Annotated in this window: 23 protein-coding genes; 16 read left to right on the forward strand and 7 right to left on the reverse strand. The window is 69.1% G+C overall.

The genetic code is table 11. The annotated features are described in order from the left end of the window. Positions 1-42 precede the first annotated feature (42 nt). From QRN26_RS03500 to QRN26_RS03520, 5 genes are all read left to right on the forward strand, one after another. Positions 43-2052: a beta-galactosidase gene (locus QRN26_RS03500; protein ID WP_285035280.1), complete on the forward strand. Its 2010-nt coding sequence runs from the start codon at positions 43-45 to the stop codon at positions 2050-2052. Beyond that, positions 2049-2993 carry a carbohydrate ABC transporter permease gene (locus QRN26_RS03505; protein WP_056010127.1) on the forward strand — a complete coding sequence of 315 codons (945 nt, stop codon included), beginning with the start codon at positions 2049-2051 and terminating at the stop codon, positions 2991-2993. The genes QRN26_RS03500 and QRN26_RS03505 overlap by 4 nt, the downstream gene beginning before the upstream one ends. Continuing rightward, on the forward strand, positions 2990-3859 hold the full coding sequence (locus tag QRN26_RS03510; RefSeq protein ID WP_082456000.1) for a carbohydrate ABC transporter permease: 870 nt from the start codon (positions 2990-2992) through the stop codon (positions 3857-3859). Before QRN26_RS03505 ends, QRN26_RS03510 begins: the two co-directional genes overlap by 4 nt. Before the next feature lie 79 nt (positions 3860-3938). Beyond that, on the forward strand, positions 3939-5261 hold the full coding sequence (locus QRN26_RS03515) for an ABC transporter substrate-binding protein (protein WP_285035281.1): 1323 nt from the start codon (positions 3939-3941) through the stop codon (positions 5259-5261). A 7-nt stretch (positions 5262-5268) separates the two neighbouring features. Beyond that, entirely contained in the window at positions 5269-7371 is a 2103-nt protein-coding gene (locus QRN26_RS03520) for an alpha-galactosidase (RefSeq protein ID WP_350223904.1), read from the forward strand. Between the two features lie 66 nt (positions 7372-7437). Here QRN26_RS03520 and QRN26_RS03525 read toward each other — a convergent pair whose 3' ends face one another. The 3 genes from QRN26_RS03525 to QRN26_RS03535 form a co-directional block, all read right to left on the reverse strand. Further along, positions 7438-7851 carry a peptidoglycan-binding domain-containing protein gene (locus QRN26_RS03525; RefSeq protein WP_285035282.1) on the reverse strand — a complete coding sequence of 138 codons (414 nt, stop codon included), beginning with the start codon at positions 7849-7851 and terminating at the stop codon, positions 7438-7440. Positions 7852-7931: 80 nt separating this feature from the next. Further along, positions 7932-8333, reverse strand: coding sequence for a peptidoglycan-binding domain-containing protein (locus QRN26_RS03530; RefSeq protein ID WP_285035283.1), 402 nt, complete (start codon positions 8331-8333; stop codon positions 7932-7934). Positions 8334-8489: 156 nt separating this feature from the next. Continuing rightward, entirely contained in the window at positions 8490-9029 is a 540-nt protein-coding gene (locus QRN26_RS03535; protein WP_056010116.1) for a hypothetical protein, read from the reverse strand. 81 nt (positions 9030-9110) lie between these two features. Between QRN26_RS03535 and QRN26_RS03540 the strand changes: the two genes are divergently transcribed. The 3 genes from QRN26_RS03540 (at position 9111) to QRN26_RS03550 (ending at position 10483) form a co-directional block, all read left to right on the forward strand. Then, entirely contained in the window at positions 9111-9632 is a 522-nt protein-coding gene (locus QRN26_RS03540) for a GNAT family N-acetyltransferase (RefSeq protein ID WP_056011818.1), read from the forward strand. Position 9633: 1 nt separating this feature from the next. Beyond that, a complete protein-coding gene (locus QRN26_RS03545; protein WP_056010113.1) occupies positions 9634-10053 on the forward strand; it encodes a DoxX family protein in 420 nt (139 codons plus the stop codon). Positions 10054-10150: 97 nt separating this feature from the next. Further along, positions 10151-10483: a hypothetical protein gene (locus QRN26_RS03550; protein WP_157579937.1), complete on the forward strand. Its 333-nt coding sequence runs from the start codon at positions 10151-10153 to the stop codon at positions 10481-10483. Between the two features lie 66 nt (positions 10484-10549). Here the strand turns inward: QRN26_RS03550 and QRN26_RS03555 are convergent, their stop codons facing one another. Next, complete coding sequence (locus tag QRN26_RS03555) at positions 10550-11899, reverse strand: MFS transporter (RefSeq protein ID WP_285035284.1); 1350 nt, start codon at positions 11897-11899, stop codon at positions 10550-10552. Between the two features lie 83 nt (positions 11900-11982). Between QRN26_RS03555 and QRN26_RS03560 the strand changes: the two genes are divergently transcribed. The 4 genes from QRN26_RS03560 to QRN26_RS03575 are packed head-to-tail and all read left to right on the forward strand — an operon-like array spanning position 11983 to position 17036. Then, the gene (locus QRN26_RS03560; RefSeq protein ID WP_350223905.1) at positions 11983-14409 is read left to right on the forward strand and encodes an FAD-dependent oxidoreductase; all 2427 of its coding nucleotides are present in this window, start codon (positions 11983-11985) and stop codon (positions 14407-14409) included. 54 nt (positions 14410-14463) lie between these two features. Further along, complete coding sequence (locus QRN26_RS03565) at positions 14464-15246, forward strand: IclR family transcriptional regulator (protein WP_056010105.1); 783 nt, start codon at positions 14464-14466, stop codon at positions 15244-15246. 41 nt (positions 15247-15287) lie between these two features. Further along, positions 15288-16256 (forward strand): acetylxylan esterase, encoded by a 969-nt coding sequence (locus tag QRN26_RS03570; RefSeq protein WP_285035288.1) that lies wholly within the window; start codon positions 15288-15290, stop codon positions 16254-16256. Between the two features lie 48 nt (positions 16257-16304). Further along, positions 16305-17036: a YoaK family protein gene (locus QRN26_RS03575; RefSeq protein WP_056010099.1), complete on the forward strand. Its 732-nt coding sequence runs from the start codon at positions 16305-16307 to the stop codon at positions 17034-17036. Positions 17037-17060: 24 nt separating this feature from the next. Here QRN26_RS03575 and QRN26_RS03580 read toward each other — a convergent pair whose 3' ends face one another. Further along, on the reverse strand, positions 17061-17462 hold the full coding sequence (locus tag QRN26_RS03580) for a RidA family protein (protein WP_056010096.1): 402 nt from the start codon (positions 17460-17462) through the stop codon (positions 17061-17063). Positions 17463-17499: 37 nt separating this feature from the next. Further along, positions 17500-18381, reverse strand: coding sequence for an endonuclease/exonuclease/phosphatase family protein (locus QRN26_RS03585; RefSeq protein WP_056010094.1), 882 nt, complete (start codon positions 18379-18381; stop codon positions 17500-17502). Positions 18382-18458: 77 nt separating this feature from the next. Between QRN26_RS03585 and QRN26_RS03590 the strand changes: the two genes are divergently transcribed. After that, positions 18459-18938, forward strand: coding sequence for a hypothetical protein (locus tag QRN26_RS03590; RefSeq protein WP_056010092.1), 480 nt, complete (start codon positions 18459-18461; stop codon positions 18936-18938). On the opposite strand, the gene QRN26_RS03595 is transcribed toward QRN26_RS03590, so the two are convergent. After that, entirely contained in the window at positions 18939-20003 is a 1065-nt protein-coding gene (locus QRN26_RS03595) for a LacI family DNA-binding transcriptional regulator (protein WP_056010090.1), read from the reverse strand. It abuts the gene before it with no gap. Between the two features lie 286 nt (positions 20004-20289). Between QRN26_RS03595 and QRN26_RS03600 the strand changes: the two genes are divergently transcribed. From QRN26_RS03600 to QRN26_RS03610, 3 genes are read left to right on the forward strand one after another with little or no spacing between them, the layout of a single operon-like run. Then, a complete protein-coding gene (locus QRN26_RS03600) occupies positions 20290-21627 on the forward strand; it encodes an extracellular solute-binding protein (RefSeq protein ID WP_285035291.1) in 1338 nt (445 codons plus the stop codon). Positions 21628-21629: 2 nt separating this feature from the next. Further along, a complete protein-coding gene (locus QRN26_RS03605; protein ID WP_079706135.1) occupies positions 21630-22580 on the forward strand; it encodes a carbohydrate ABC transporter permease in 951 nt (316 codons plus the stop codon). Next, positions 22577-23521 (forward strand): carbohydrate ABC transporter permease, encoded by a 945-nt coding sequence (locus tag QRN26_RS03610; protein ID WP_082455997.1) that lies wholly within the window; start codon positions 22577-22579, stop codon positions 23519-23521. Before QRN26_RS03605 ends, QRN26_RS03610 begins: the two co-directional genes overlap by 4 nt. Positions 23522-23531 lie beyond the last annotated feature (10 nt).

Below are 23531 nucleotides of genomic sequence, written 5' to 3' on the forward strand. Positions count from 1 at the left end.
CGCTCTTCGATCTGTGCACGTTCACAGATCGCGGAAGGCACCATGAGCTCCACCCCCACGTTCAGCCACGACGGCATCGCCTACGGCTGCGACTACAACCCCGAGCAGTGGGACCGGTCCGTCTGGCGCGAAGACGTCGCCCTCATGCAGGAAGCCGGCGTCGACCTCGTCGCCCTCAACATCTTCGGGTGGTCGCACCTCGAGCCGCGCCCGGGCGAGTTCGAGTTCTCCGGCCTTGACGAGATCCTCGACCTGCTCCACGCGGCGGGCATCCGGGTCAACCTCGGAACCGGCACCGCCTCAGCACCCCCGTGGCTCACCTTCCGCCACCCCGAGATCCTCCCCGAGACCGAGGACGGCACGACGCGCTTCCCCGGCGGCCGCCAGGCCTGGTGCCCGTCGTCCGCGGTCTTCCGCCGGTACGCCCTGGAACTGGTCGAGCGGGTCGCCGAGCGGTACGGCGCCCACCCGGCCGTCGAGCTCTGGCACGTCTCCAACGAGCTCGGCTGCCACAACGCGCTCTGCTACGACGACGAGTCCGCCGAAGCGTTCCGCGGTTGGCTCCGCGCCCGCTACGGCACGATCGAACGCCTGAACACCGCCTGGGGCACCTCGTTCTGGAGCCAGCAGTACAGCGACTTCGCCGAGATCCTGCCGCCCCGTCTCACCCTGTCGAGCCGCAACCCCAGCCAGGTCGTCGACTTCCACCGCTTCTCCTCCGACGAGCTGCTCGACTACTACCGCGCCGAGCTCGAGGTCTTGCGTCGTCACAGCACCGTGCCGGTCACCACCAACTTCATGGTCACCGCGCACATCCGGAACATGGACTACTGGCAGTGGGCTCCCGAGATGGACGTCGTCGCAAACGACCACTACCTCGACAACCGGCTCGCCGACCCGACCGCGGAGCTCTCCTTCGCGAGCGACCTCACGCGCGGCCTGGCCGGCGGCGGCTCCTGGTTGCTCATGGAGCAGTCGACCGGTGCCGTCAACTGGCAGCCGCAGAACCTCGCCAAGGCGCCAGGCGAGATGACCCGGAACTCGCTGACGCACGTCGCCAAGGGAGCCGAAGCCGTCTGCTTCTTCCAGTGGCGGGCCTCCCTGCAGGGCTCCGAGAAGTTCCACTCCGCCCTGCTGCCCCACGCCGGCACCGACTCGGACGTCTGGCGGGAGGTCGTCGCGCTCGGCGGCACCCTCGATCGACTCGACGAGATCGTCGGGACGCGCGTGCAGGCCGACGTCGCGCTCATGTTCTCGTGGGAGAACTGGTGGGCCGCCGACGGTGAGAGCCGCCCGACCCACGCGGTCGACTACCTCTCGCAGGTGCACGCCGCCCACGCCTCGCTGCGTCGACTCGGCCACACGGTCGACGTCGTCCGTCCCGGAGCGGACCTCTCCGCGTACCGCCTCGTCGTCGTCCCCAACCTCTACCTCGTGCGGGACAGCGAGGCCGCGGTCGTCTCCGACTTCGTCACGGCCGGCGGTCACGCGGTGGTCACCTTTTTCAGCGGGATCGCCGACGAAGAGGACCGCGTCCGCCCCGGCGGGTACCCGGGCGCCTTCCGCGAGCTGCTCGGCGTCAGCGTCGAGGAGTTCGCACCCGTCCTGCCGGGCCAGCCGCTCACGCTCGCCTCCGGGAAGACCGCGACCGCCTGGTCGGAGCGCACCCGCGCCCGCGGCGCCGAGGTCCTCGACACCTTCGCCGACGGCCCCTCGATCGGCCGGCCGGCGATCACCCGCAACCGCATCGCGGGCGGCGGGGACGCCTGGTACCTCGCGACGAACCTCGACGCCGACGCCCTCGACGACGTCCTGCGCGACGCCGCAGCAGGCGCGGGCGCCGTGCCACAGGGCGACGAGCAGCTGCCGGGCCTCGAGGTCATCCGTCGCGTCGGCGACGACCGCAGCTACCGCTTCCTCATCAACCACTCGACGCACGACGTCGAGCTGCCGGCGACCGGGCACGAGCTCGTCACCGGCGAACCCGTCGACTCCATCGCACGCGTGCCAGCCGGCGCCGTGCGCGTCATCAGAGAGGACCGCACGCGATGAGCGTCAACATCGAGACGGCGGAGGCGACGTCACCACGTCCGTCCCGCCGGCGGACGGCAGCGCGACTGCCGAAGGCGGTGGTGCAGCACAAGCGGGCGATCGCCTTCTTCATCGTCCCGTTCGCCGTCCTGTTCGCCCTGTTCTACCTCGTGCCGATCGGCTACGCCGTCTACCAGTCGTTGCTCGTGATCGAGCGTGACGGCACCTTCGGCCAGGCCCGTGAGGTGTTCGGCGGGTTCGCCCAGTACGTGCAGGTCTTCCAGAACGGACCGTTCTGGCAGTCCGTCGGTCGGGTGCTCCTGTTCGGTGTCGTCCAGGTGCCCGTGATGCTGGGCCTCGCTCTCCTCTTCGCCCTGCTGCTCGACTCGCCGCTGCTCCGCGGCAAGCGGTTCTTCCGCCTGGCCTTCTTCGTGCCGTACGCGGTCCCCGGCGTCATCGCCGCCATCATGTGGGGCTTCCTCTATTCGCCCAACCTGTCGCCGTTCACCGCGATCACGCAGAACGTCAACTTCCTCTCCGCCGACCTCGTGCTCTGGGCCATCGCGAACGTCGTGACCTGGGTGTTCGTCGGCTACAACATGCTCATCATCTACTCCTCGCTCCTCTCCATCCCGACGGAGATCTACGAGGCAGCGCGACTCGACGGCGCCGGCCAGGCCCGCATCGCCTGGTCGATCAAGATCCCGCTGGTGATGCCCGCGATCGTCCTCACCGCGATCTTCTCGATCATCGGCACGCTCCAGCTCCTCGCCGAACCGCAGGTGTTCCGGTCCTTCAGCTCGGCCGTGAGCAGCACCTTCACGCCGAACCTCACCGTCTACACCACCTCGTCCATCCCGAACGTGAACCTCGCAGCCGCCTTCTCGGTCGTGCTCGCGCTGGCGACCTTCGTCCTCTCGTTCGGGTTCCTGAAGTTCACGCAGCGAAAGGAAGGCAAATGACCGCCATCCTGTCCACCGGCCGCGGCCCGCAGGAGAGCCGCCTGTCGCGCGCCGGCGCGCTCATCGTGATGCTCGTCTTCACGCTCTACTTCCTCATCCCCATCTGGTGGCTGTTCATCGCGTCGACCAAGTCGTCGTCGCAGTTCTCGAACACCGCCCCGCTCTGGTTCGCCGACTTCAACCTCTTCGAGAACGTCGGACAGCTCGTCGCCTACCGCGACGGCGTCTACCTGAAGTGGATGCTGAACTCGGTCCTGTACGCCGGGCTCGGCGCACTCCTCGGCACCCTGTTCGCGGCGATGTGCGGCTACGCGCTCGCCAAGTACCGGTTCCCGGGCCGCGACCTGATCTTCAACGTCGTGCTCGGCGGTGTGCTCGTGCCGGCCACGGCGCTCGCCCTCCCGCTGTTCCTGATCTTCAGCCAGGTGGGTCTCACGAACACCTTCTGGGCCGTGTTCCTGCCGTCGCTCGTCAGCCCCTTCGGCGTCTACCTCACCCGCATCTTCGCGGCGTCGAGCGTGCCGGAGGAACTGCTCGAGGCCTCGCGGCTCGACGGTGCGGGGGAGGTCCGGACCTTCTTCACCATCTCCGTGCGACTCATGTTCCCGGCGCTCGTCACCGTGTTCCTCTTCCAGTTCGTCGCCATCTGGAACAACTTCTTCCTGCCGCTCATCATGCTGCGCGACGAAGCCCTGTTCCCCGTCACCCTCGGGCTCTACTCCTGGAACTCGCAGGTCAACCAGATCCCCGAACTGCGCCTGTACGTCCTCGTCGGCGCGTTCCTGTCGATCATCCCGCTCGTCATCACCTTCCTCCTGCTCCAGCGGTTCTGGCGGTCCGGCCTCGGTGCCGGCGCCGTGAAGTGACCGCCCGCCGATCAGCACCTCCCGAACCACCCGCACCAGCAACACCATCCCTCACCATTCACAGAAGAACGGATTCGCAATGAACCTCAAGAGAACAGCGGTCGCCGCAGCGGTGCTGTCAGCCGTCGTCCTGAGCGGCTGCTCCTCCACCGGGTCGGACGGCGGCAGTGCTGCTGCGTCCTGTGCCCCGGCGGAGGGCAAGGTCGACCTCAGCTTCACCTCCTGGATCCCCGGCATCGAGGAGGTCGTGGACGTCTGGAACAAAGAGAACCCCGACATCCAGGTCAAGGTCCAGACCGGCCCGAACGGCAACAGCGGCACGTACCAGAACTTCTTCAACCAGTTGAAGGCCGGCAACGCGCCCGACCTCGGTCAGATCGAGTACGACGCCCTCCCGAACTTCCGCGTGCAGAACGGCCTCATGGACCTCGGTGCATGCGACGAGGTCATGGCCGCGAAGGACGACTTCGTCGACTGGACCTGGGGTCAGGTCTCCCTCGGCGAGTCCGACTCGGTCTACGCGGTCCCGCAGGACTCCGGCCCGATGGCCATGTTCTACCGTGCCGACCTCTTCGAGCAGAACGGGATCGCCATCCCGACGACGTGGGCCGAGTACAAGGAGGCCGCCAAGCAGGTGCGTGCCACCGGTGCCTACATCACCAACTTCTCGCAGGGTGACATCAACCAGTTCGCGGGTCTCGTCTGGCAGGCCGGCGGCAGCTGGTTCAAGAACGACGGCAGCGACTGGACCGTCGACCTGACCGACCCCGCCTCCAAGCAGGTCGCCGACTACTGGCAGGACCTGATCGACGAGGACCTCGTCTCGACCGTGCCGACCTGGACGACCGAGTGGGACAACGCCTACAACTCCAGCGCCGCGTGGACCTGGAACTCGGCGGTCTGGGGTGCGAACTCCATCGCCTCCGGTGCTCCCGACACCGCCGGCAAGTGGGCCGTCGCGAAGGCGCCGCAGTGGAAGGCCGGCGACTCCGCCGCCGGCAACTGGGGTGGCTCGTCCACCGCGGTCTTCACCGGTTCCGAGCACCCCTACGAGGCTGCGAAGTTCGCCCTGTGGCTGAACACCTCCGATGAGGCGCTCACCATGCTCAACAAGAGCGCCAACATCTACCCGGCGACGAAGGACGGCCTGAACCTCCCCGTCCTCAAGGAGGGCGTCGACTTCTACGGCGGCCAGCCGATCTACGATGTCTTCGCGGAGGCTTCCTCCGAGGTGTCCGAGGACTTCGCCTGGGGTCCGACGATGACGCAGACGTACAACGACGTGTCCGACGGCTTCAAGGCGGCGGTGTCCGGCAACGGCACCCTGCTCGACGCCCTCACCAAGGGCCAGTCGGCGACGATCGACGCCCTGAAGGCGCAGTCCATCCCCGTCAAGGAGTAATGCAACCGTGATCCATCACCTTCGTGCCGCGGGCGTCAGCCTGATCGTCGACGCCCGTGGCACGGAGGTGCCCACTATCCTCCACTGGGGAGCCGATGTCGGCGAACTCGCCGCCGCCTCCCTCACCGCACTCGCCGATGGCCTGACGCCCGCGATCCCGCCGTCGTCCATCGACGCCCCGCCGCGCCTCAGCCTGCTGCCCACCGTATTCGACGGTTGGAGCGGCCGACCGGGTGTCGGCGTGCACCGGCCGGGCGGACCGGATGCGTCGAACCTGCTCGCGCTGCGGCTGCTCGACCAGCAGGCCAACGACACCTCCCTGATCCTGACGACGTCCGACGAGCGCGCTGCGGTGACGGTCGTCTCGACGATCGAGCTGACCCCGCAGGGCGTGCTGCGAGTCCGGCACGCGGTGCGGAACGACGCCGAGGTCGACCGACCGCTCGCCGTGGACGCTCTCGCCGTCGTGCTGCCGGTCCCGGACCGCGCCACCGAACTCCTCGACTTCACGGGCCTCTGGACCCACGAGCGCACGCCGCAGCGTCACCGCCTCGGCCAGGGCGCCTGGACCCGCGAGCACCGTCACGGCCGACCGGGGCACGACGCCGCCTTCCTGTCCGTCGTCGGAGCCCCCGGCTTCGGCTTCCGCACGGGTGAGGTGTGGGCGACCCACCTCGCCTGGAGCGGCGACCAGGTGCTCTGGACCGAGCGTTCGGCGCTCGGACCCGCGGCCACCGGGTCCGGCGAACTCCTCGCCTCCGGTGAGGTCGTCCTGGCGCCTGGCGAGCGCTACGAGTCGCCATGGACGGTCGCCGTCTACTCCGACGCGGGTCTCGACGGCGTCTCCGCGCGACTGCACCCCTGGATCCGCTCCTGGAGCACGATCACGAAGCCCCGCCCCGTGGTGCTCAACACCTGGGAGGCCGTGTACTTCGACCACGACCTGCCCACCCTGCTGTCGCTCGTCGAGCAGGCGAAGCGCGTCGGGGTCGAGCGGTTCGTGCTGGACGACGGTTGGTTCACCGGCCGGACCGACGACCGACGCGCACTCGGCGACTGGTTCGTCGACCCGGAACGCTGGGCCGGCGGGCTCTCACCACTGATCGACGCGGTCACCGGTGCCGGCATGGACTTCGGGCTGTGGGTCGAACCCGAGATGGTGAACCCCGACTCCGAGCTCGCGCGCACCCACCCCGACTGGGTGCTGGGGCACCCGGACGCCCCGACCTGGCGCTTCCAACGGGTGCTCGACCTCGACCACTCGGACGCGTTCGCCTACCTCCTCGGCCGACTCGACGCACTGCTGACCGAGTACGACATCGCGTTCCTCAAGTGGGATCACAACCGCGACCTGCTCGGCGGTTCGGCACACCGGCAGACCGCGGCGCTCTACCGACTGCTCGACGAGGTGCGCGCGTTGCACCCCGGGGTCGACATCGAGTCGTGCGCCTCGGGTGGCGCGCGGATCGACCTCGGCATCCTGGAGCGCGTCGAGCGGGTGTGGACGAGCGACACGAACGACCCGCTGGAGCGCCAGTCCATCCAGCGGTACACGGGCCTCGTGATCCCGCCGGAGTATCTCGGCGGACACCTCGGCGCCGCCCGCTCGCACACCACCTGGCGGACCTCGGACCTCGCGTTCCGCCTCGCCACGGCACTCTTCGGGAGCGCGGGCATCGAGTGGAACCTCAACGAGGCGGGCGAGGACGAGCTCGACCTCATCGCGGCCTGGATCGGCCACTACCAGCGCCTCCGGCCGCTGCTGCACTCGGGTTCCGTCGTCCGCATGGACGGCGCGGACCCCGCCCTGCAGGCGCATGGCGTGATCGCCCAGGACCGCTCCTCCGCGATCGTCGCGCAGGTGGCGCTCGCCGCACCTCGGACGGCTGTTCCTGCGCCGCTCCGAGTGCCGGGCCTCGATCCCGAGCGTCGCTATCGCGTCCGTCCGCTCGACCTCGGCGCGCCCGCCCGGTCGATCCAGGACGCACCGCCGACGTGGCTGGCCGAGGGGTCGATCGTGCTCACCGGCCGCGCGCTCGCCGAGGTCGGGATCGCGATACCGCTCCTCGCCCCCGAGCAGGCGCAGCTCTTCACGCTCGACGCGGACTAGCCGCTACGGACGAGGACTCCCTTGCCCAGGTTCAGGCGGGGGAGTCCTCGTTCGCGCGAGCTTCGGTCAGATGTTGCAGCCGGAGGCGCGAGCCGCGTCGTAGGGGAACCAGTCGACCGGACCGGGTCCCATCTGCGGCGCGCACAGGATGTTCCAGGTCTCGGCACCGACGACGCCGTCGACCTGCATGCCCCAGTAAGTCTGGAAGGCGACGACGGCTGCTCGGGTCTGGTCGCCGAACTGGCCGTCCACCTCCAGGTTGGACACACCACCGGGGATCCTCGGTCCGAAGGCGTTGAGCAGCGTCTGGATGTTGGCGACGCACCCGCCGTCGCCGCCGACGGAGTACTGGTAGTCGACGCACTGACCGGCGGCGTGGGCTGGGGCGGCGGTCGCCACGCCGCCGACGGAGCCGGCGATCGCGAGACCGAGGGCGGCCCCCGCGAGGGCGATCCTGCTGCGCATCGTTCGTGTGGTCATGATGTTCCTCTCGTTGGACTGCTCGGACGTCCCGAGCGGAGGTCGAGCATCTCGAGCGGTTGCATGGGGAGCGGTGCCCATCAGATGTCGCAGCCGGAGGCACGAGCAGCCTCGTACGGGTACCACGTGATCGGCCCGGGGCCCATGTGCGGGGTGCACATCTGGGCCCAGGTCGCGGGGCCGACGACCCCGTCGGGCTCCACACCGAAGGTGTTCTGGAGCGCGATGACGGCCGTTCGCGTCTGCTCGCCGAACTGGCCGTCGACCTCCAGCTGGGGACCACCGGTCTTGAAGGCGTTGAGGAGCGTCTGGATGTTGGCGACGCACCCACCGTCGCCGCCGACGGAGTACTGGTAGTCGACGCACTGGCCGGCGGCGGACGCCGGTGCGGCGGTCGCGACACCGCCCAGGGAGCCGGCGATCGCGAGACCGAGGGCGGCCCCCGCGAGGGCGATCCTGCTGCGCATCGTTCGTGTGGTCATGATGTTCCTCTCGTTCGACTGCTCGGACATCACGAGCGTAGGTCGAGCGCGTCGAACACCGAATGGGGAGGAGTGCCCATGCCCGGCCGCCGTTCATTCGCCCATGTTTGGGCGAGTGTGTGTTTGTTCGCCCATGTTTGGGCGAACGAAGCGCGCTCAGTCGATGCCGATGTCCTCGCCGACGACGGTGATCTGCGCGGGCACCGGCCACGGGTGGTCGCCGACCGGCGCGAGGCGGACGAGCTCGGTGACCCGAGGGGCCGGAGCACCGGCCTCACCGATGAGCCAACCGCCGACGAGGAACGTCGTGCCGGGGACGGACCACACGGCGATCCCGGTCACGCCGAAGTCGCCGTAGGCACCGTCGGAGAACCGCACCGTCACGAGGTCGCCGTGGGTGAGCTCGGCGAGCTGAGCGGTGACGGCGCCCGGGTCGGGGTCGACGGGATCCAGCTCGGGGATCGTCTCGAGCACCTGCAGGGGCTTCGTCGGCTTGCCGTTCTGATCGAGTGCCGTGCCGGCCAGCAGGAGGCCGCCGATGATCGGCGAGCGACGGGCTCGGCCGGCGAGGTCGAACACGCCGTAGCGGGGCACGCTCAGACGCGCTTGCAGGGAAGCGGTGTCCTCGGCCGACTCGATGGCGGCCGTGAGACCTTTGATGTCGCGGCGAGCGGGAGCGCTGAGGTCGTAGTTCACCCGTCAACTCTCGCAGATCGCGGCGACGCGTGCCTGTCGGCCTTCGTCCACCGAGGTCGACGGAGGTGGGAGGCTGGGGTGGTGATCGCCGCACTCGAACTCCCCGCCACCCTGACCACCCGCGAGCAGACGCTCGTCCTCCGCCGGGCCGGCCTCGGCGACCTCGACGCCCTGATGGCGTTGCTCGCCGACGACCCGATCAGTGCCGCGCGAGGCGACCAAGCCCAGGAGAGCGACCTGCCCGCCTACGAGCGCGCGCTCGCGGACCTCATCGACGACCCGTCGAACGAGATCCTGCTCGTCGAGGACGCCGCCGGTGCCGTCATCGCGACGATGCAGCTCACCCGTATCCCCGGCATGGCCCGACGCGGTTCGACCCGGATGCTCGTCGAGGCGGTGCGGGTCTCCTCCGCGCTGCGGTCCGGCGGTGTCGGTTCGGCCATGATGCGCTGGGTGACGGACGTCGCCGCCCCCGCGACGGGGTCGTCGATCGTGCAGCTGACCTCCGATGAGGCCCGGATCGACGCCCACCGCTTCTACGAGCGTCTCGGCTTCGTCGGCTCGCACCGCGGCTTCAAGTACGCCGTGACGGCGGCGAACTGAGATGGGCGTCGTCCGCACCGCCGCACGCCTGCTCCTCGGGGCCGCCCTCGTGTTCGCCGGCGTCGGCCACCTCACCTTCGCTCGACAGTCGTTCGTCGCCCAGGTGCCGCAGTGGTTGCCGCTGCCCGTCGACCTCGTCGTGCTCGCGTCCGGGGTCGTCGAGATCCTGCTCGGCCTCTCGCTCCTGCTCCTCGGACGGCACCGGGTCGTGGTCGGTTGGGTCGTGGCGGCCTTCTTCGTCGCCGTGTTCCCCGGCAACGTCGAGCAGTTCGTCAGCGGGACCGACGCCTTCGGGCTCGACAGCGACGCCGCCCGCGCCATCCGGCTGCTCTTCCAACCCCTCCTCGTCGTGTGGGCGCTCTGGTCGACGGGAGCGTGGCGCTCCTTCCGGACGAGGAAGCTCAGTCGCGAGGGTGCCTAGTCATCCGGCCCCGCCGGGTGTCAAGGGGCCTGAGCTTCCAGGCTCGATCCGGCAGGGTGGATGCATGCGATGCATTACATACGCGGGTGAGAATGTTGTGACGACCGACGAGGTCGCGGCTCTGCTGGTCGAACTGACGGCGGAGCTCGCGAAGCGCGGCCGCGCTGAAGCGGTCACCATCCCGATCGTCGTCGACTCCGATGTCGAAGACGCATCGGCTCAGCTCGTGATCGGTCTCGGCAACGACGTGCTGTCCGTGCCGCACGCCTGGGATCAGGCCGTACCGGACTTCAGTGAGGCCGAATCGCGTCTCCAGGGCTACCTCGACGACATCCGCCCGTCCACGACGGCGTACGAACCTCGCGACTCCATCGAGACCTCCGACGTCCTCGAGGATCCCGACCTCGACCTGCGCGACTTCTCCCGCTGAGTCGTCCCTACACGCAAACGCCGGCGTCGACCCCTCGGGTCGACGCCGGCGCTCGTTCCGGTCCGCTCAGCGCGGCAGCGGCAGCTTCGCCGTCTCCCGCGCCCGCAGCACGACGATCAGCGTGATGAGCGCTGCCGCCATCACGTAGAACGCCGGAGCGAAGCGGTTGCCGGTCGAGGCGATGAGGAACGTCGCGAAGTACGGCGTGATCCCGCCGAACACGGCGACCGAGAGGTTGTACGCGATCGCCATCGAGCCGTAGCGGATGCTGGTCGGGAACAGCTCCGCCATCGCCGCACTCGATGCACCGTCGTACGCGGCCATGAACACGCCGAGGATGACCATCGCGACGGCGGCGGCGGCGAAGTTGCCGGCGCTCATGAGCATCAGGGTCGGGTAGGTCAGGACGAGGAACCCGACGCAGCCCGCGATCATCACCGGCTTCCGTCCGATCCGGTCGCTCAGCAGGCCCATGAACGGCACGAGGATCGCGATCGCGAGGAGCCCGAGGACCGTGACGCCGTAGCTGAGCGGTTGTGAGTAGCCGAGGTCGGTCTGCAGGTACGAGGGCATGAAGGTCTGCAGGATCCAGTGGCCGACCGCCTTGATCACGACGAAGCCGACGCAGAAGAGCAGGGCCTTCCACGAGGTGCGCAACGACGTCCGGAGCGGTGACTTCGAGACGGCGCCCTTGGCCTGGATCGCCTGGAACTCGGGGGTGTCCTCGAGCTTGTTCCGGAGGTAGAGCCCCGCGAGCCCGAGGGGGAGCGCGAGGAAGAAGAGGGCGCGCCAGCCCCAGTCGTTGAGCGCGTCGGTGCCGAGCGTCGAGGTGAAGAGGAGCACCAGACCTGCGCCGACGACGAAGGCGGCGAACCCGAACACGTCGATGAAGCTGGTCACGAAGCCGCGCCGGTTGGACGGGGCGTACTCGGCGAGCAGCGTGGTCGCGCCGGAGCTCTCGCCACCGGCGGCGAACCCCTGGACGAGGCGGACGATGACGAGCAGGATCGGCGCCCACAGGCCGATCATGTCGAACGTCGGTAGGAGGCCCATGACGACGGTCGCGCCGGACGTCACGAGGATCACCGTCGCGAGGACGGTCTTGCGGCCGATGCGGTCGCCCATCGATCCCCAGAAGAGGCCGCCGAGCGGGCGCATCACGAAGCCGGCTCCGAACACGGCGAACGCGGACAGGAGCGCGGCCTGTGGGTTGCCCTGTTCGAAGAAGTTGAGGCTGATGACGGTCGCGAGGGTGCCGTAGAGCCCGAAGTCGAACCACTCCACGAAGTGACCGGCTCCCGCGGCCCAGATGACCTTCCGCATGCGGCGCGAGCGCTCCGCGTCGTCATAGGGGGTCTGCGCGCTGTGCGCGGCGGCCTCCGCCAGAGTCTCGGTCTGTGTCCTGCTGTCGTCCATCGGTCCTCACATCGTTGTCGGGGTGTCTGGAAGTTCACCTGCTGACGTAGCATACCCACTGAACGGGAAACTCGTACCGCTGAATGGTAGCGTGGAGCAAGCCGCAGGTCGACACCGATCTGACGGCTTCCAGGATCACGCATCACGAAGGAGTGTCGTCCATGCAGCACCGCACCCAGTCCGCCGACGTCGTCGTCATTGGCGGAGGTCTTGCGGGGGTCTCCGCCGCCGTCGCTGCCGCCCGTCTCGGTTCCCGGGTCTCGCTCGTCACCAACCGTCCGGTCCTCGGGGGCAACTCCTCCAGCGAGGTGCGCGTGTGGGTCGTGGGAGCGACCGCGCACGGCCACCAGCGGTTCGCCCGCGAGACCGGGATCATGGGCGAGCTCTTCCTGGAGAACCAGTACCGCAACCCCGAGGGCAACCCGTTCTACTGGGATCAGACGGTCCTCGACCTCGTGCGCGCCGAGCCGAACGTGCAGTTGCACCTCAACACGGACGTCCGCATCGTCACGATGGCGGAGCCGACGGGGGAGGAGTCGTCGGAGGGACCGCGGATCGCGTCCGTCACCGGCTGGACGATGGGGAGCGAGATCGAGACCGAGTTCGTCGCACCGGTCTTCATCGACTGCACCGGAGACGGACTCGTCGGCCACCTCGCCGGCGCGACCTCGCGGATCGGCCGGGAGGGCCGCGCCGAACACGGTGAACCCTGGGCGCCCGAGGTGGCGGACGACGAGCTCCTCGGCAGCTCGATCTTCTTCTACACGAAGGACACGGGACGACCCGAGCGCTTCGTCGCGCCCGACATCGCCCGCGACATCCGCGACACCCCGATCCTCACCAACCGGATCATCCGCACCGGCGACAACGGTTGCAACTACTGGTGGATCGAGTGGGGTGGCGAACTCGACACCGTCGCCGAGAACGAGCAGATCCGCGACGAGCTGTGGAGCGTCGTCTTCGGGATCTGGGACTACATCAAGAACTCCGGTGAATTCGACGCGGACACCCTCACGCTCGAGTGGGTCGGGTCGATCCCGGGCAAGCGCGAGTACCGCCGGCTGCTGGGCGACCACACCCTCACGCAGAACGACCTGCTCGACCAGGTCGACTTCGAGGACACCGTCGCCTTCGGCGGATGGTCGATCGACCTGCACCCGGTGGAGGGCGTCTACGCCGAGACCGCCGGCGCGCAGCAGCGCTTCAGCAACGGCACCTACGGCATCCCGTTCCGCAGCCTCTACTCACGGGACGTCGGCAACCTGCTCTTCGCCGGTCGCAACATCTCCGCGTCGCACGTCGCGTTCGGGTCCACGCGGGTCATGGCGACCTGCGCGACCCAGGGCCAGGCGGTGGGGACGGCGGCGGCGCTCATCGCCCGCGACGGACTGACCCCGCGTGGGCTCGCCGGTGATGCGTTGCCGCTCCTGCAGCGCACCCTCCTCCGCGAGGACGCCCCGGTGATCGGCGTCACCGTCGACGACCCCGACGACCTGGCTCCGCGCGCGACCGTCTCCGCCTCCAGCGCGCTCGCCGGGATCTCGACCCTGGAGCACCTCGGCGACGGTGAACGGTTCGCCCTCGACCGCGACGTCGCGATCCTCGTACCCGTCGCTCCGACGCTCGATCAGATCACCCTGCTGGTCGACGCCGCGCGCGACACGACCCTCCACGTCGAACTGTGGAGCGCGGGCAAGCGCCAGAACGCCGTCCCGGTCGAGCACCTCCTCGACGGCTCGGTGGAGGTCGCCGCGGGGACCGGTGTCCCGGCGACCGTCCGGTTCGGGTGGACGCCCGACGTGGAGCAGAACGCCGTGGTCGTCGTCCGCGCGAACCCCGATGTGAGCCTGCTCCTCACCGACGGCCACCCCTACGGGCTCCTCGTCCTCACGGCCAGGCACGCCTCGGACGAGGTGTTCGACGACCACATCCCCGAGGAGCAGGACCAGGCGATCCTCGACTGGAACGCCCGGAAGCTCCGGGGCCGGAGCGTCGCGCTGACGGTGGGCGGGGGCACCACGGCGTACCGTCCCGAGCGCGTGCTCGACGGCTATCAGCGCCCGTACGGCGGCCCACATTTGTGGTCCTCGGAGCGGCTCGACGAGGGCCGCGACCTGGTCGCCGAACCTGAGGTGCTCAGCCTCCGGTGGGACGGGCCCGTCGACGTCGCCTCCGTCCGGATCGTCTTCAACGACGACGTCGACGCGGACCTCATCAACCTGCACCACCACCGCACCGACTTCGAGGCGGTGCCGGAGCTCGTCGCCGCGTATCGGCTCGAAGCGCGGCCTGCGGGCGCGGCCGAGGGCACGTGGACGGTCTTGGCCGAGGTCGAGGGGAACCGGCACCGGCACCGGATCCACGACGTCGAACCCGTGCGGATCGATGCGCTCCGACTCGTCGTGACGGCCACGAACGGCTCGCCGTACGTCAGCGTCGCGAGTGTGAAGGTGTTCGAGCAGCCGAGCGGGCGCACCACCCGGCCGCGCCGAGCCCGACCGCTACGCTGAACACGGCCTTCCGAGGCCGGACACCCGAACCGACAGCGACACCGTGGAGGACCCGTGGCAGGCGAGATCCAGCAGGGCATCGGTCGTGCGGCATCGGTGCTCGCCGTGCTGGGCGCCTCGACGACCGGGCCGTTGCGGGCCTCGGACATCGCGCGCGCGACCGGTCTGGGCACCTCGACGACCGCCCGGCTCCTCGGCACCCTCGAGGAGCTCGGCTACGTGTCCAAGTCGGCCGACAGCCCGTCGTACGCGATCGGCGCGACGATCCTTGCGCTGGCGAGCGAGGGGCTCAACCAGAACCCGGTCCACCGGGAGTCCCGGGCGCCGGCGCAGGAACTCGCGCAGCGCATCGGCCTCAGTGTGAACGTCGGGGTCCTCGACGGCTCCAGCCTCATCTACCTCTGTCACTTCGAGGGCGCGCTCGCCCCCAAGTCGCACTCCATGATCGGGCTCCGGCAGCCGCTGCACGCGTCGGCCCTCGGCAAGTGCCTGCTGCTCGACCTCGATGCGGACGGCCTCCGCGCGCTGCTCGGTGCGGAACCGCTCGCCCGCTACACGGCCAACACGATCACCGAGCACGCGGCGCTCGTCGCCGAGCTCGCGGCGGCTCGGGAACGCGGCGTCTGCACCGAGGACCAGGAGCTCGCGCTGGGGCGTCTCGGCATCGCGGCGCCCATCCGCGACGCGAACGCCAGAGTGGTCGCGGCGATCTCCATCTCCGGCCGCCTGAGCCTCATGCGCGAACGCGACCTCGACGTGCTCACCGAGGACCTCATCGAGGTGGCCGACCGCATCAGTGTGGGACTCGGACTCATCTCCGCGATCCCGTCCTCCTGACCCGTCCTCCCGTATCCGATCTCACGAACCGAAGGTGACCCGTGGCGCAATTCGACCTGCCCATCGCCCAGCTCCAGCAGTACCTGCCCGACCGCGAGGAGGCCGCCGACTTCGACGCGTTCTGGGCCGACACGATCGCCGAAGCGCATGCGCTCGCCCAGCCGACGGAGCGTGAGCGCTCCAACCCTGAGCTGACCGGTCTCATCGTCGAGGACGTCACCTTCTCCGGCTTCGGCGGCGACCCGATCAAGGGCTGGTTCATCCGTCCTGCGGGCGCGACCGGCCCGCTGCCCTGCGTCGTGCACTACATCGGCTACAGCGGCGGCCGCGGGTTCGCCCACCAGTGGACGATGCTCCCCTCCGCCGGGTACGCGGTGTTCGTGATGGACACCCGCGGTCAGGGCAGCGCGAACCTGCCCGGCGCGACCGCGGACCCCGTCGGCAGTGGACCCCAGGTCGCCGGCAAGATGAGCGCCGGGCTCGACAGCCGGGAGACGTACTACTACCGCCGGGTGTTCACGGACGCCGCGCTCGCCGTCGACGTGGTCCGCAGCTTCCCCGAGGTCGATCCGGCTCGTGTCGTCGTCGCCGGGGTCAGCCAGGGCGGCGGCATCGCGCTCGCCGCTGCCGGGCTCAGCGAGGGTCTCGCCGGCGCACTCGTCGACGTCCCGTTCCTGTCGCACTACCGTCGAGCCCTCCAGATCACCGATGCGAGCCCGTTCGCGGAGCTGAAGACGTTCCTCATCAGCCGTCGCGGCCAGGAGGAGCAGGTGTTCCGCACCCTCTCCTACTTCGATGCGACGAACTTCGCGGCCAGGGCCACGGCACCGACGCTCTTCTCGGTCGCGCTGTGCGATGCCGTGTGCCCACCCTCGACCGTGTACGCGGCGTTCAACCACTACGCGGGTGCGCAGAAGGACATCGCCGTGTACCCGTACAACGGGCACGAGGGTGGGGGACCGGTGCAGGAGCAGCGGCAGCTCGAGGTCCTCGCCGACCTCTTCGCCTGACGCGTCGCCCACCCGCACCGGGGTGAGCGGGCGTGGGACGATGTGCACGTGAGCGAGACCGACGGCACCGATCAGACCCTGCAGGCCGCCCGACGTCGGACGCGGGCCGGCATGATCGCGGCGATGGCGCTCGTGCTCTCGTTCGCGGCCGGGGCGACCGACGCTTTCGCGTTCCTCCAGCTCGGCGGCGTCTTCACCGCCAACATGACCGGCAACTTCGTGCTGGCCGGCCTCACGAGCCGCCCGGACTTCGCCGAGGTCCTCCTCGGGGCGTCGGTCGCGGTGCTGCTGTTCTCCGTCGGGACGTTCCTGGCCTTCCGGTTCACGAGGCCCGTCGCCACCACCGATCGACCGACGCCGGAGGCGCCGCAGCGCCGGCTGGTCCTCGTCCTCGGCGGTGCGGTGGTCGCACAGTCGTGCGTCCTCCTCGGGTGGATCGTGTCCTCCGACCACCGCACCATGCCCGTGGTCTGCGTCCTCATCGCGCTCTCCACCCTCGCCATGGCCGGGCAGACGGCCGTCGCGCGTCGCATCGAACGCTCGGGCGTGACGACCACGTTCGTGACCGGCACCCTCACCAGCCTCATGCAGAGCCTCGCCGACGGCATCCACGACCACCACCTCATCCGCATCGGTGCGATCGTGCTACTCGTGGCGGGTGCCCTCTGCGGCTCGCTCCTCACGGGCGTCGACCCGGTGTTCGGTGCGGCGCTGCCCCTCGTCCCGTCGATCGTCGGGCTGGTGCTCCTCCGGCTCGCGCCGTCGGCATCGGCGCACTGACGACGAGCGTCGGCGCCGAACCGGTCAGGCGATCGCGGCGGTCGCCTCGATCTCGACGAGCTGGTCGTCGTAGCCGAGGACGGTGACACCGAGCAGCGTCGACGGCACGTCGTGATCGCCGAAGGCGGCGCGCACGACCTCCCAGGCCGTCACGAGGTCGGACTGCTTGGTCGAGGCGACGAGGACCCTGGTGCTCGCCACGTCGGCGAGGGTCGCCCCGGCGGCCTCGAGGGCGATGACGAGGTTCTCGACGCACTTCGCCGCCTGCCCGGCGACGTCACCCACGGCTGCGGTCGAGCCGTCGAGGTTCAGCGGGCACGACCCGGCCAGGAACAGCAGCTTCGCGCTCGCCGGGACGGACGAGGCGTAGGCGTATTCGGCCGCATCGGAGAGCTGTTCGGCTCGGATCAGCGTGACGACGGACATGGATCCTCCTCGTGGTTCGGCTCGGTCGCGAGACGACTCATGCTCCATCGTGCCCGACGGCGCCGCCCGGGTTCGACGCCGACGCCAGCTCGGGGAGCTGAGCGTCGCGCGTGAGCTGCGCTCGGATGACCACCGGGAAGTGGTCGCTCGCCTCGGAGGTCGGCGGCTGATCGTCGACGAGGGTGTCGATCGGCTCCAAGTCGGCGTGGGGGCCGGGTCCGCCCGAACGGCCGAGCACCCAGTCGATGCGCGCGTTCCCGGGACGTTGCGGGCCGTACCCGTGGAAGGTGCCGACGTCCGTGCCCTCGGCCGCCGGCGACAGGTCGACGAACCCGGCTCGCTCGAACGCGACGTGCGCTGCGGATCCGCGCGGGGTGTTGAAATCGCCCGTGAGCAGGATCGGCGTGTCCACCTCGGAGAACCGGTCCGCGATGAGTTCGGCGCTCTTCGTCCGGACGTCGTCGCCGTGGGGTGTGGCCTCGTGGTCGAGGTGCGTGTTGGCGAAGACCAGCTCGTCCCCGGTCTGTCGCTCCCGGAGCCGCACCCAGGTGACGAACCGGGCGTGGAGCGACGGCCAGGTGTTCGAGCCGGGTTCGTCGGGGGTGTCGGAGAGCCAGAAGTCGCCGGCGTCGAGCCGCTCGAACCGTGAGCGACGGAAGAACACCGGACCGTACTCGCCGGCGGTGCCGCCGTCGCGACCCTGCCCGAACCAGTCGTACTCGGTGAGGTCTGGGAGGAGGTCGCTGAGTTGGTTCCCGCGGACCTCCTGCAGGCCGAGGAGGTCGGGCCCGGTGCGGGCGATGACCTGCGAGACGAGCGGAGCCCGGTCCACCCATTCGTGACCGGGTTGGGCGACGGCGGTGCGGATGTTGTAACTCATGACGGTCAGGAGGCTCCGGGCCAGGATGGTTTCGCTCACCCGGTCAGCGTAGGGGAGGAGGATGAAGGGGAGCTGTCCCCATGTCGCGGGCGCGTCGGTCTGCCTAGACTCACCCCATGACCTTCGACCTCCGCGATGCTCAGGCCCGGATCCTCGCCCTCAACAGCGAAGACCTCCCCTTCATCTACGACCCGACGCCCGACGGTGTGGTCGCCCACTGGCGGTACGCCGACCAGCGGTGGCTCGGTTTCCTCGGGGCGGGGATGTTCAGCGCGGAGTACGAGCTGCGGGTGGAGTTGCACCCGGAGGACGGCGAGTGGGAGTTCCACGAGGAGTCCTCCTCCTCGAAGACGACGCTCGGGCTGGACGGCCTCTCCACGAAGCGCACCTGGCAGTCGGGGCCTCAGAAGACCTTCACCTTCGGGCGGAGCGTTGCCCCGATCGCGCAGTCCACCGACCGCGACGGCACGACGACCGGCCACTTCATGGGCTACGACTTCACCACCGACGAGGTCAAGCAGCCCGTCATCGACGCCCTCACCGCGGCCGGCTGGCAGCCGCGCAAGGGGTTCTTCGGCAAGCTCTTCGGCGGCTGATCAGCCGCGAGCCACCTCGGCGGGTGCCGCACCGGTCGAGTCGCGGACGACGAGTTCCGGGCGCAGGAGGATGGCGGGGGTCGATTCCCGGTCGTCGGTCCGTTCGCGCGTGACGACCTGCTCGACCGCCAGCGCGGCCATGCGGGCGATGGGCTGACGGACGGTCGTCAGCGACGGCGACACGAGATCGGCGAGGGGGATGTCGTCGAAGCCGACGACGGAGACGTCCGTGCCGATGCCGAGCCCCAGATCGCGGATGCCCTTGCAGACCCCGAGGGCCGTCATGTCGTTGATCGCGATGATCGCTGTCGGCGCTGGACCGGCGCTGAACAGCTCGTGCACGGCTCGTCGGCCGACCTCGGGGGCCTCGAGCTCGTCGGCGCCTGCCGGGAGTCCCGCCCACACCGGCAACTCCGACGCGTCGAGACCCGCCGCCTGCACCGCGGCGAGGAACCCCGCGTGCCGGACGGTCCGGTTCACCGAACGCTGCGACCCGGAGACGAACGCGATCCTCCGGTGCCCGAGATCGGTCAGGTGGGATGCGGCGACGCTGCCGCCGAGGTGGTTGTCGATCCCGATGCTCGCGACGAGGGGCGGATCGCCTGGCTGGACGGGACGGTCGAACAGGATGAGGTTGAGGCCCCGCTCGACGAAGGCCGCCAGGTGCTCGAGCGACGGCAGTGAGGTGCAGAGGACGATGTCGCGGACGCCGTTGTCCCACAGCTCCTCCACGTAGCCGAGCTCTCGTCCGGGGTCGCGCTCGCTGTTGCCGAGGAGGACGTTGTAGCCGTGGCCGAGTGCCGCCTGTTCGAGCTCGCGGGCGAAGGCGCCCCAGAACGGGTTGCTGACCGACGGCACGATGAGGCCGATCGTCTTCGTCTGGCCGGTGCGCAGTTGCCGCGCGGCCCGGTTGGGTCGGTAGTCGAGCGCTCGGATGGCCGCGAAGACCCGATCGCGGGTCTCGGGCTGCATGCGGTCGGAACGACTGTTGAGGACGTTCGACACGGTGCTCGTCGAGACGCCCGCTGCTGCGGCGACCTGTTGGATCGTCACCTTGTCGGCCATGACCGCCCCTCTCGTGCCTCCGCGTCGACCGGGATTCCGGCAGCGGTGCCTTGCTCCAGTGTATCGATACAGCACTCACGCCGCCAAGCTGAAATCGATTCTTCCGCGCGTTCACTGGGATCGCGAGGGGCGAGCACTGCTGGCTCGGTTGACGTCACCATGATCGGTGGTTATGGTCGGTAAATCGATACACAAGATCATCGCCGATCCTGGATACCGATGACGACGACGTCACGGACTCGCGGCATCGTCGCCCCGAATCGATACCCGTGAAGGGAACCAACGCATGACCACCCGGACCATGAGGCCACGCCACCGGCGGACCACCGGCCTCCCCAGGGCGGCCCGTCTCGCCACCGGACTGCTCACCGCGAGCGCGCTCACCCTGGCGCTCGGCGCGTGCTCGACCCCGGAGGCCGAGCAGGACGCCGATCCGAACGCCATCAGCGGCGACCTCACCATGCTGACCCCGATCTTCGAGGGCTCCGCGGGGCAGAAGCTGCTCGAGGAGGAGCTGCTGCCGCAGTTCACGGCGATGTACCCCGACGTGACGGTGTCCGTCGACTACACCAACTACGCCCGCCTCAACGAGAAGCTGACCACCGGCGTCGTCTCCGGCCTGGTGCCGGACGTGATGATGATGGGCGTCGGCTGGATCGAGGCCTTCGCCGATCGAGGCGTCCTGTCCAACCTGAGCGACGGAGGCCTCACCGCCGAGTCGCTGGAGGAGACCATGACGCCGGAGATCGTCGAGGCCGGGCTCTGGAACGGCGACGTGTACGGCGTCCCGATCATGCTCGACGCCCGCTTCGGCGTGGCCAGGATGGACCTCCTCCGGGAGGCCGGCTACGACCACACCCCGCGGACCTGGGATGAACTCGTCGAGATGGCCGACGCGCTCACCGAGCGCGACGCGAAGGGCAAGCTGACGCGCACCGGCTTCGACATGTTGACGATCGAACCGCGCCAGATGTTCGAGACGGCGCTGTTCTCGAACGGCGGATCGCTCTTCTCCGAGGACAACAGCTCGCCTGCGTTCGACTCCGAGCAGGGAGTCGAGGCGCTGCAACGGATCGTCGACCTCTTCCACGACCAGAAGGTCGAGGACACGGGCTTCTCCGCGCCCAACGCGACCGTCAACCCGCTCATCAACGGCCGTGCGGCGATGGCGATCGCCCACAACAACGTCTGGACCCAGGCCGAGGCGGCCGACCCGGAGGTGCTGGACGACCTCGAACCGTTCCTCATCCCCGGCGACTCGCCCAGCATGTTCGTCGGCGGGACGATGGCGGCGGTCTCCGCCACCTCGGCTCATGAACAGGCGGCGCAGAAACTCGTCGAGTTCCTGGCGAGCCCCGGCCCGGCGCTGGCGGCCAACCAGCAGCGCGGCAACGTGCCCGCCCTGACCGAGCTCCTCGAGAGCGACTACGTGCAGGACGACCGCCTCGTGCAGTTCGCGATGGAGAACCTCTCGGTCGCCAAGCGTGAGGGCGGACCTCCGAAGTGGCTCGGGCTCCGCGGCGACGTCGCCCCGGCCATCGAGAACGCGATCCTCCGCAAGAAGACGGCGAAGGCGGCACTCACCGACCTCGCCGCGGCCTTCCAGAAGAAGTTGGACCGGTGATCATGACCGCGACACGCACCCCCGACGTCCCCAGGACGCTCGACCCCCGACAACCGCCACCCATCCCGCGGCGGGCCGCCAGCAAGCGTGCGGCTCGGAAGAGCGGTCTGTTCGGCTGGCTCATGGTCGCTCCGGCCGTGTTCCACATCGGCCTCTGGACGGCGATCCCCGTCCTCGCGACGATCGCCCTGAGCTTCACCGACTACGACATCTTCGACGCCCCCGCGTGGATCGGTCTCGACAACTACGTGGAGATCTTCCAGGACCCGGTGTTCGGCCAGGCCACGTGGAACACGATCGTCTACACCTTCTGGACCGTGCCCGCCTCGATGGCGATCGCGATGGTCATCGCCGTCGCGCTCAACCAGAACCTGCGTCTCCGCACCTGGTTCCGGACCGCGTTCTTCCTGCCGCAGGTGACGGCCACGGTCGCCATCGCGATGGTCTGGCTGTGGATCTTCAACCCGCAGCAGGGTCTCCTGAACGGGATCCTCTCGGTGGTCGGCATTCCGGGTCAGGCCTGGCTGGCCGACCCGGAGTGGGCGCTGCCCTCCGTCATCCTCGTCGGCGCATGGCAGGGCATCGGCATCAAGATGCTCATCTACATCGCGGCGCTCCAGAACGTCGACCCCTCGCTGTACGAGGCCGCCGCGGTCGACGGTGCGGGCCCGATCCGGAAGTTCTTCGCGATCACCGTGCCGATGCTGAAGCCCGCCACCTTCTTCGTGCTCATCATCTCGATCATCGGAGCGTTCCAAGTGTTCGACCAGATCTACGTCCTGACCGACGGCGGACCCGCCAACTCCACGACGATGATGACCTACGAGGTCTACCGCTCCGCGTTCCAGAACTTCGAGATGGGCATGGCGTCGGCGCAGTCGGTGCTGCTGTTCCTGATGCTCCTCGTGATGACCGTCATCGGCCGTCGCGCGACGAAGGGTGACGAGGGATGACCGCCGAACCGCTCACGACGAGGTCGCTCGTCACCGGGGTCCACGAGGACTTCGTGCCGAAGCCTGCCGGACGTCGCCGGAACCGTCGATGGATCGGACGGCTCGTCCTCAACCTGGCCCTCACGCTCGGCGCGCTCACCATGGTGGTGCCGTTCATCTGGATGATCGCGACGTCGTTGAAGTCCCCGGCCGAACTCGCCGAGTTCCCGCCGACGTTCCTCCCCAAGGTCTGGGAGTGGAGCAACTATCCCGAGGCCCTCCAGGCGGCTCCGTTCGCCACCTACTTCCGGAACAGCTTCATCATCTCGGCGTCGCACACGATCATCACGCTGATCTTCGCCGCGATGGCCGGCTACTCGCTGGCCCGCATCCGGTTCCGCGGTCGCGAACTCGTCTTCCTCGGCTTCGTCGCGATGCTCATGATCCCGACCTACACGAAGATCGTGCCGCAGTTCCTGCTCGTGAAGTTCATGCCCCTCTTCGGTGGGAACGACATCCTCGGCCAGGGCGGGTCCGGGTGGCTCAACACCTGGTGGGCGCTCATCATCCCCGGAGGCCTGAGCGCGACCGCGATCTTCCTGTTCCGCCAGTTCTACCTCTCCCTCCCGACGGAGCTCGCGGAGGCCGCGCGGATCGACGGACTCAGCGAGTTCCGCATCTTCTCCCGGATCTACACGCCGCTCATCAAGCCGGCGATCGCGACGGTCGCGCTCCTGACCTTCCAGGAGAGCTGGAACAACTTCCTCTGGCCGCTCCTCGTCACGACGAGGGACGACCTCAGGGTGATCCAGGTCGGGCTCGCCGTGTTCCAGCAGCTCGACGGGACGCAGTGGCAATACCTGATGGCCGGCACCACGATGGCGACCGTCCCGATGGTCCTCCTCTTCCTGTTCTGCCAGAAGTACTTCATCCAGGGGTTCACGAACGCCGGCATCAAGTAGTCGGCGACCC

Origin of the sequence: Plantibacter sp. ME-Dv--P-095 (genome assembly GCF_030209365.1) — a bacterium.
Lineage (GTDB): Bacteria > Actinomycetota > Actinomycetes > Actinomycetales > Microbacteriaceae > Plantibacter.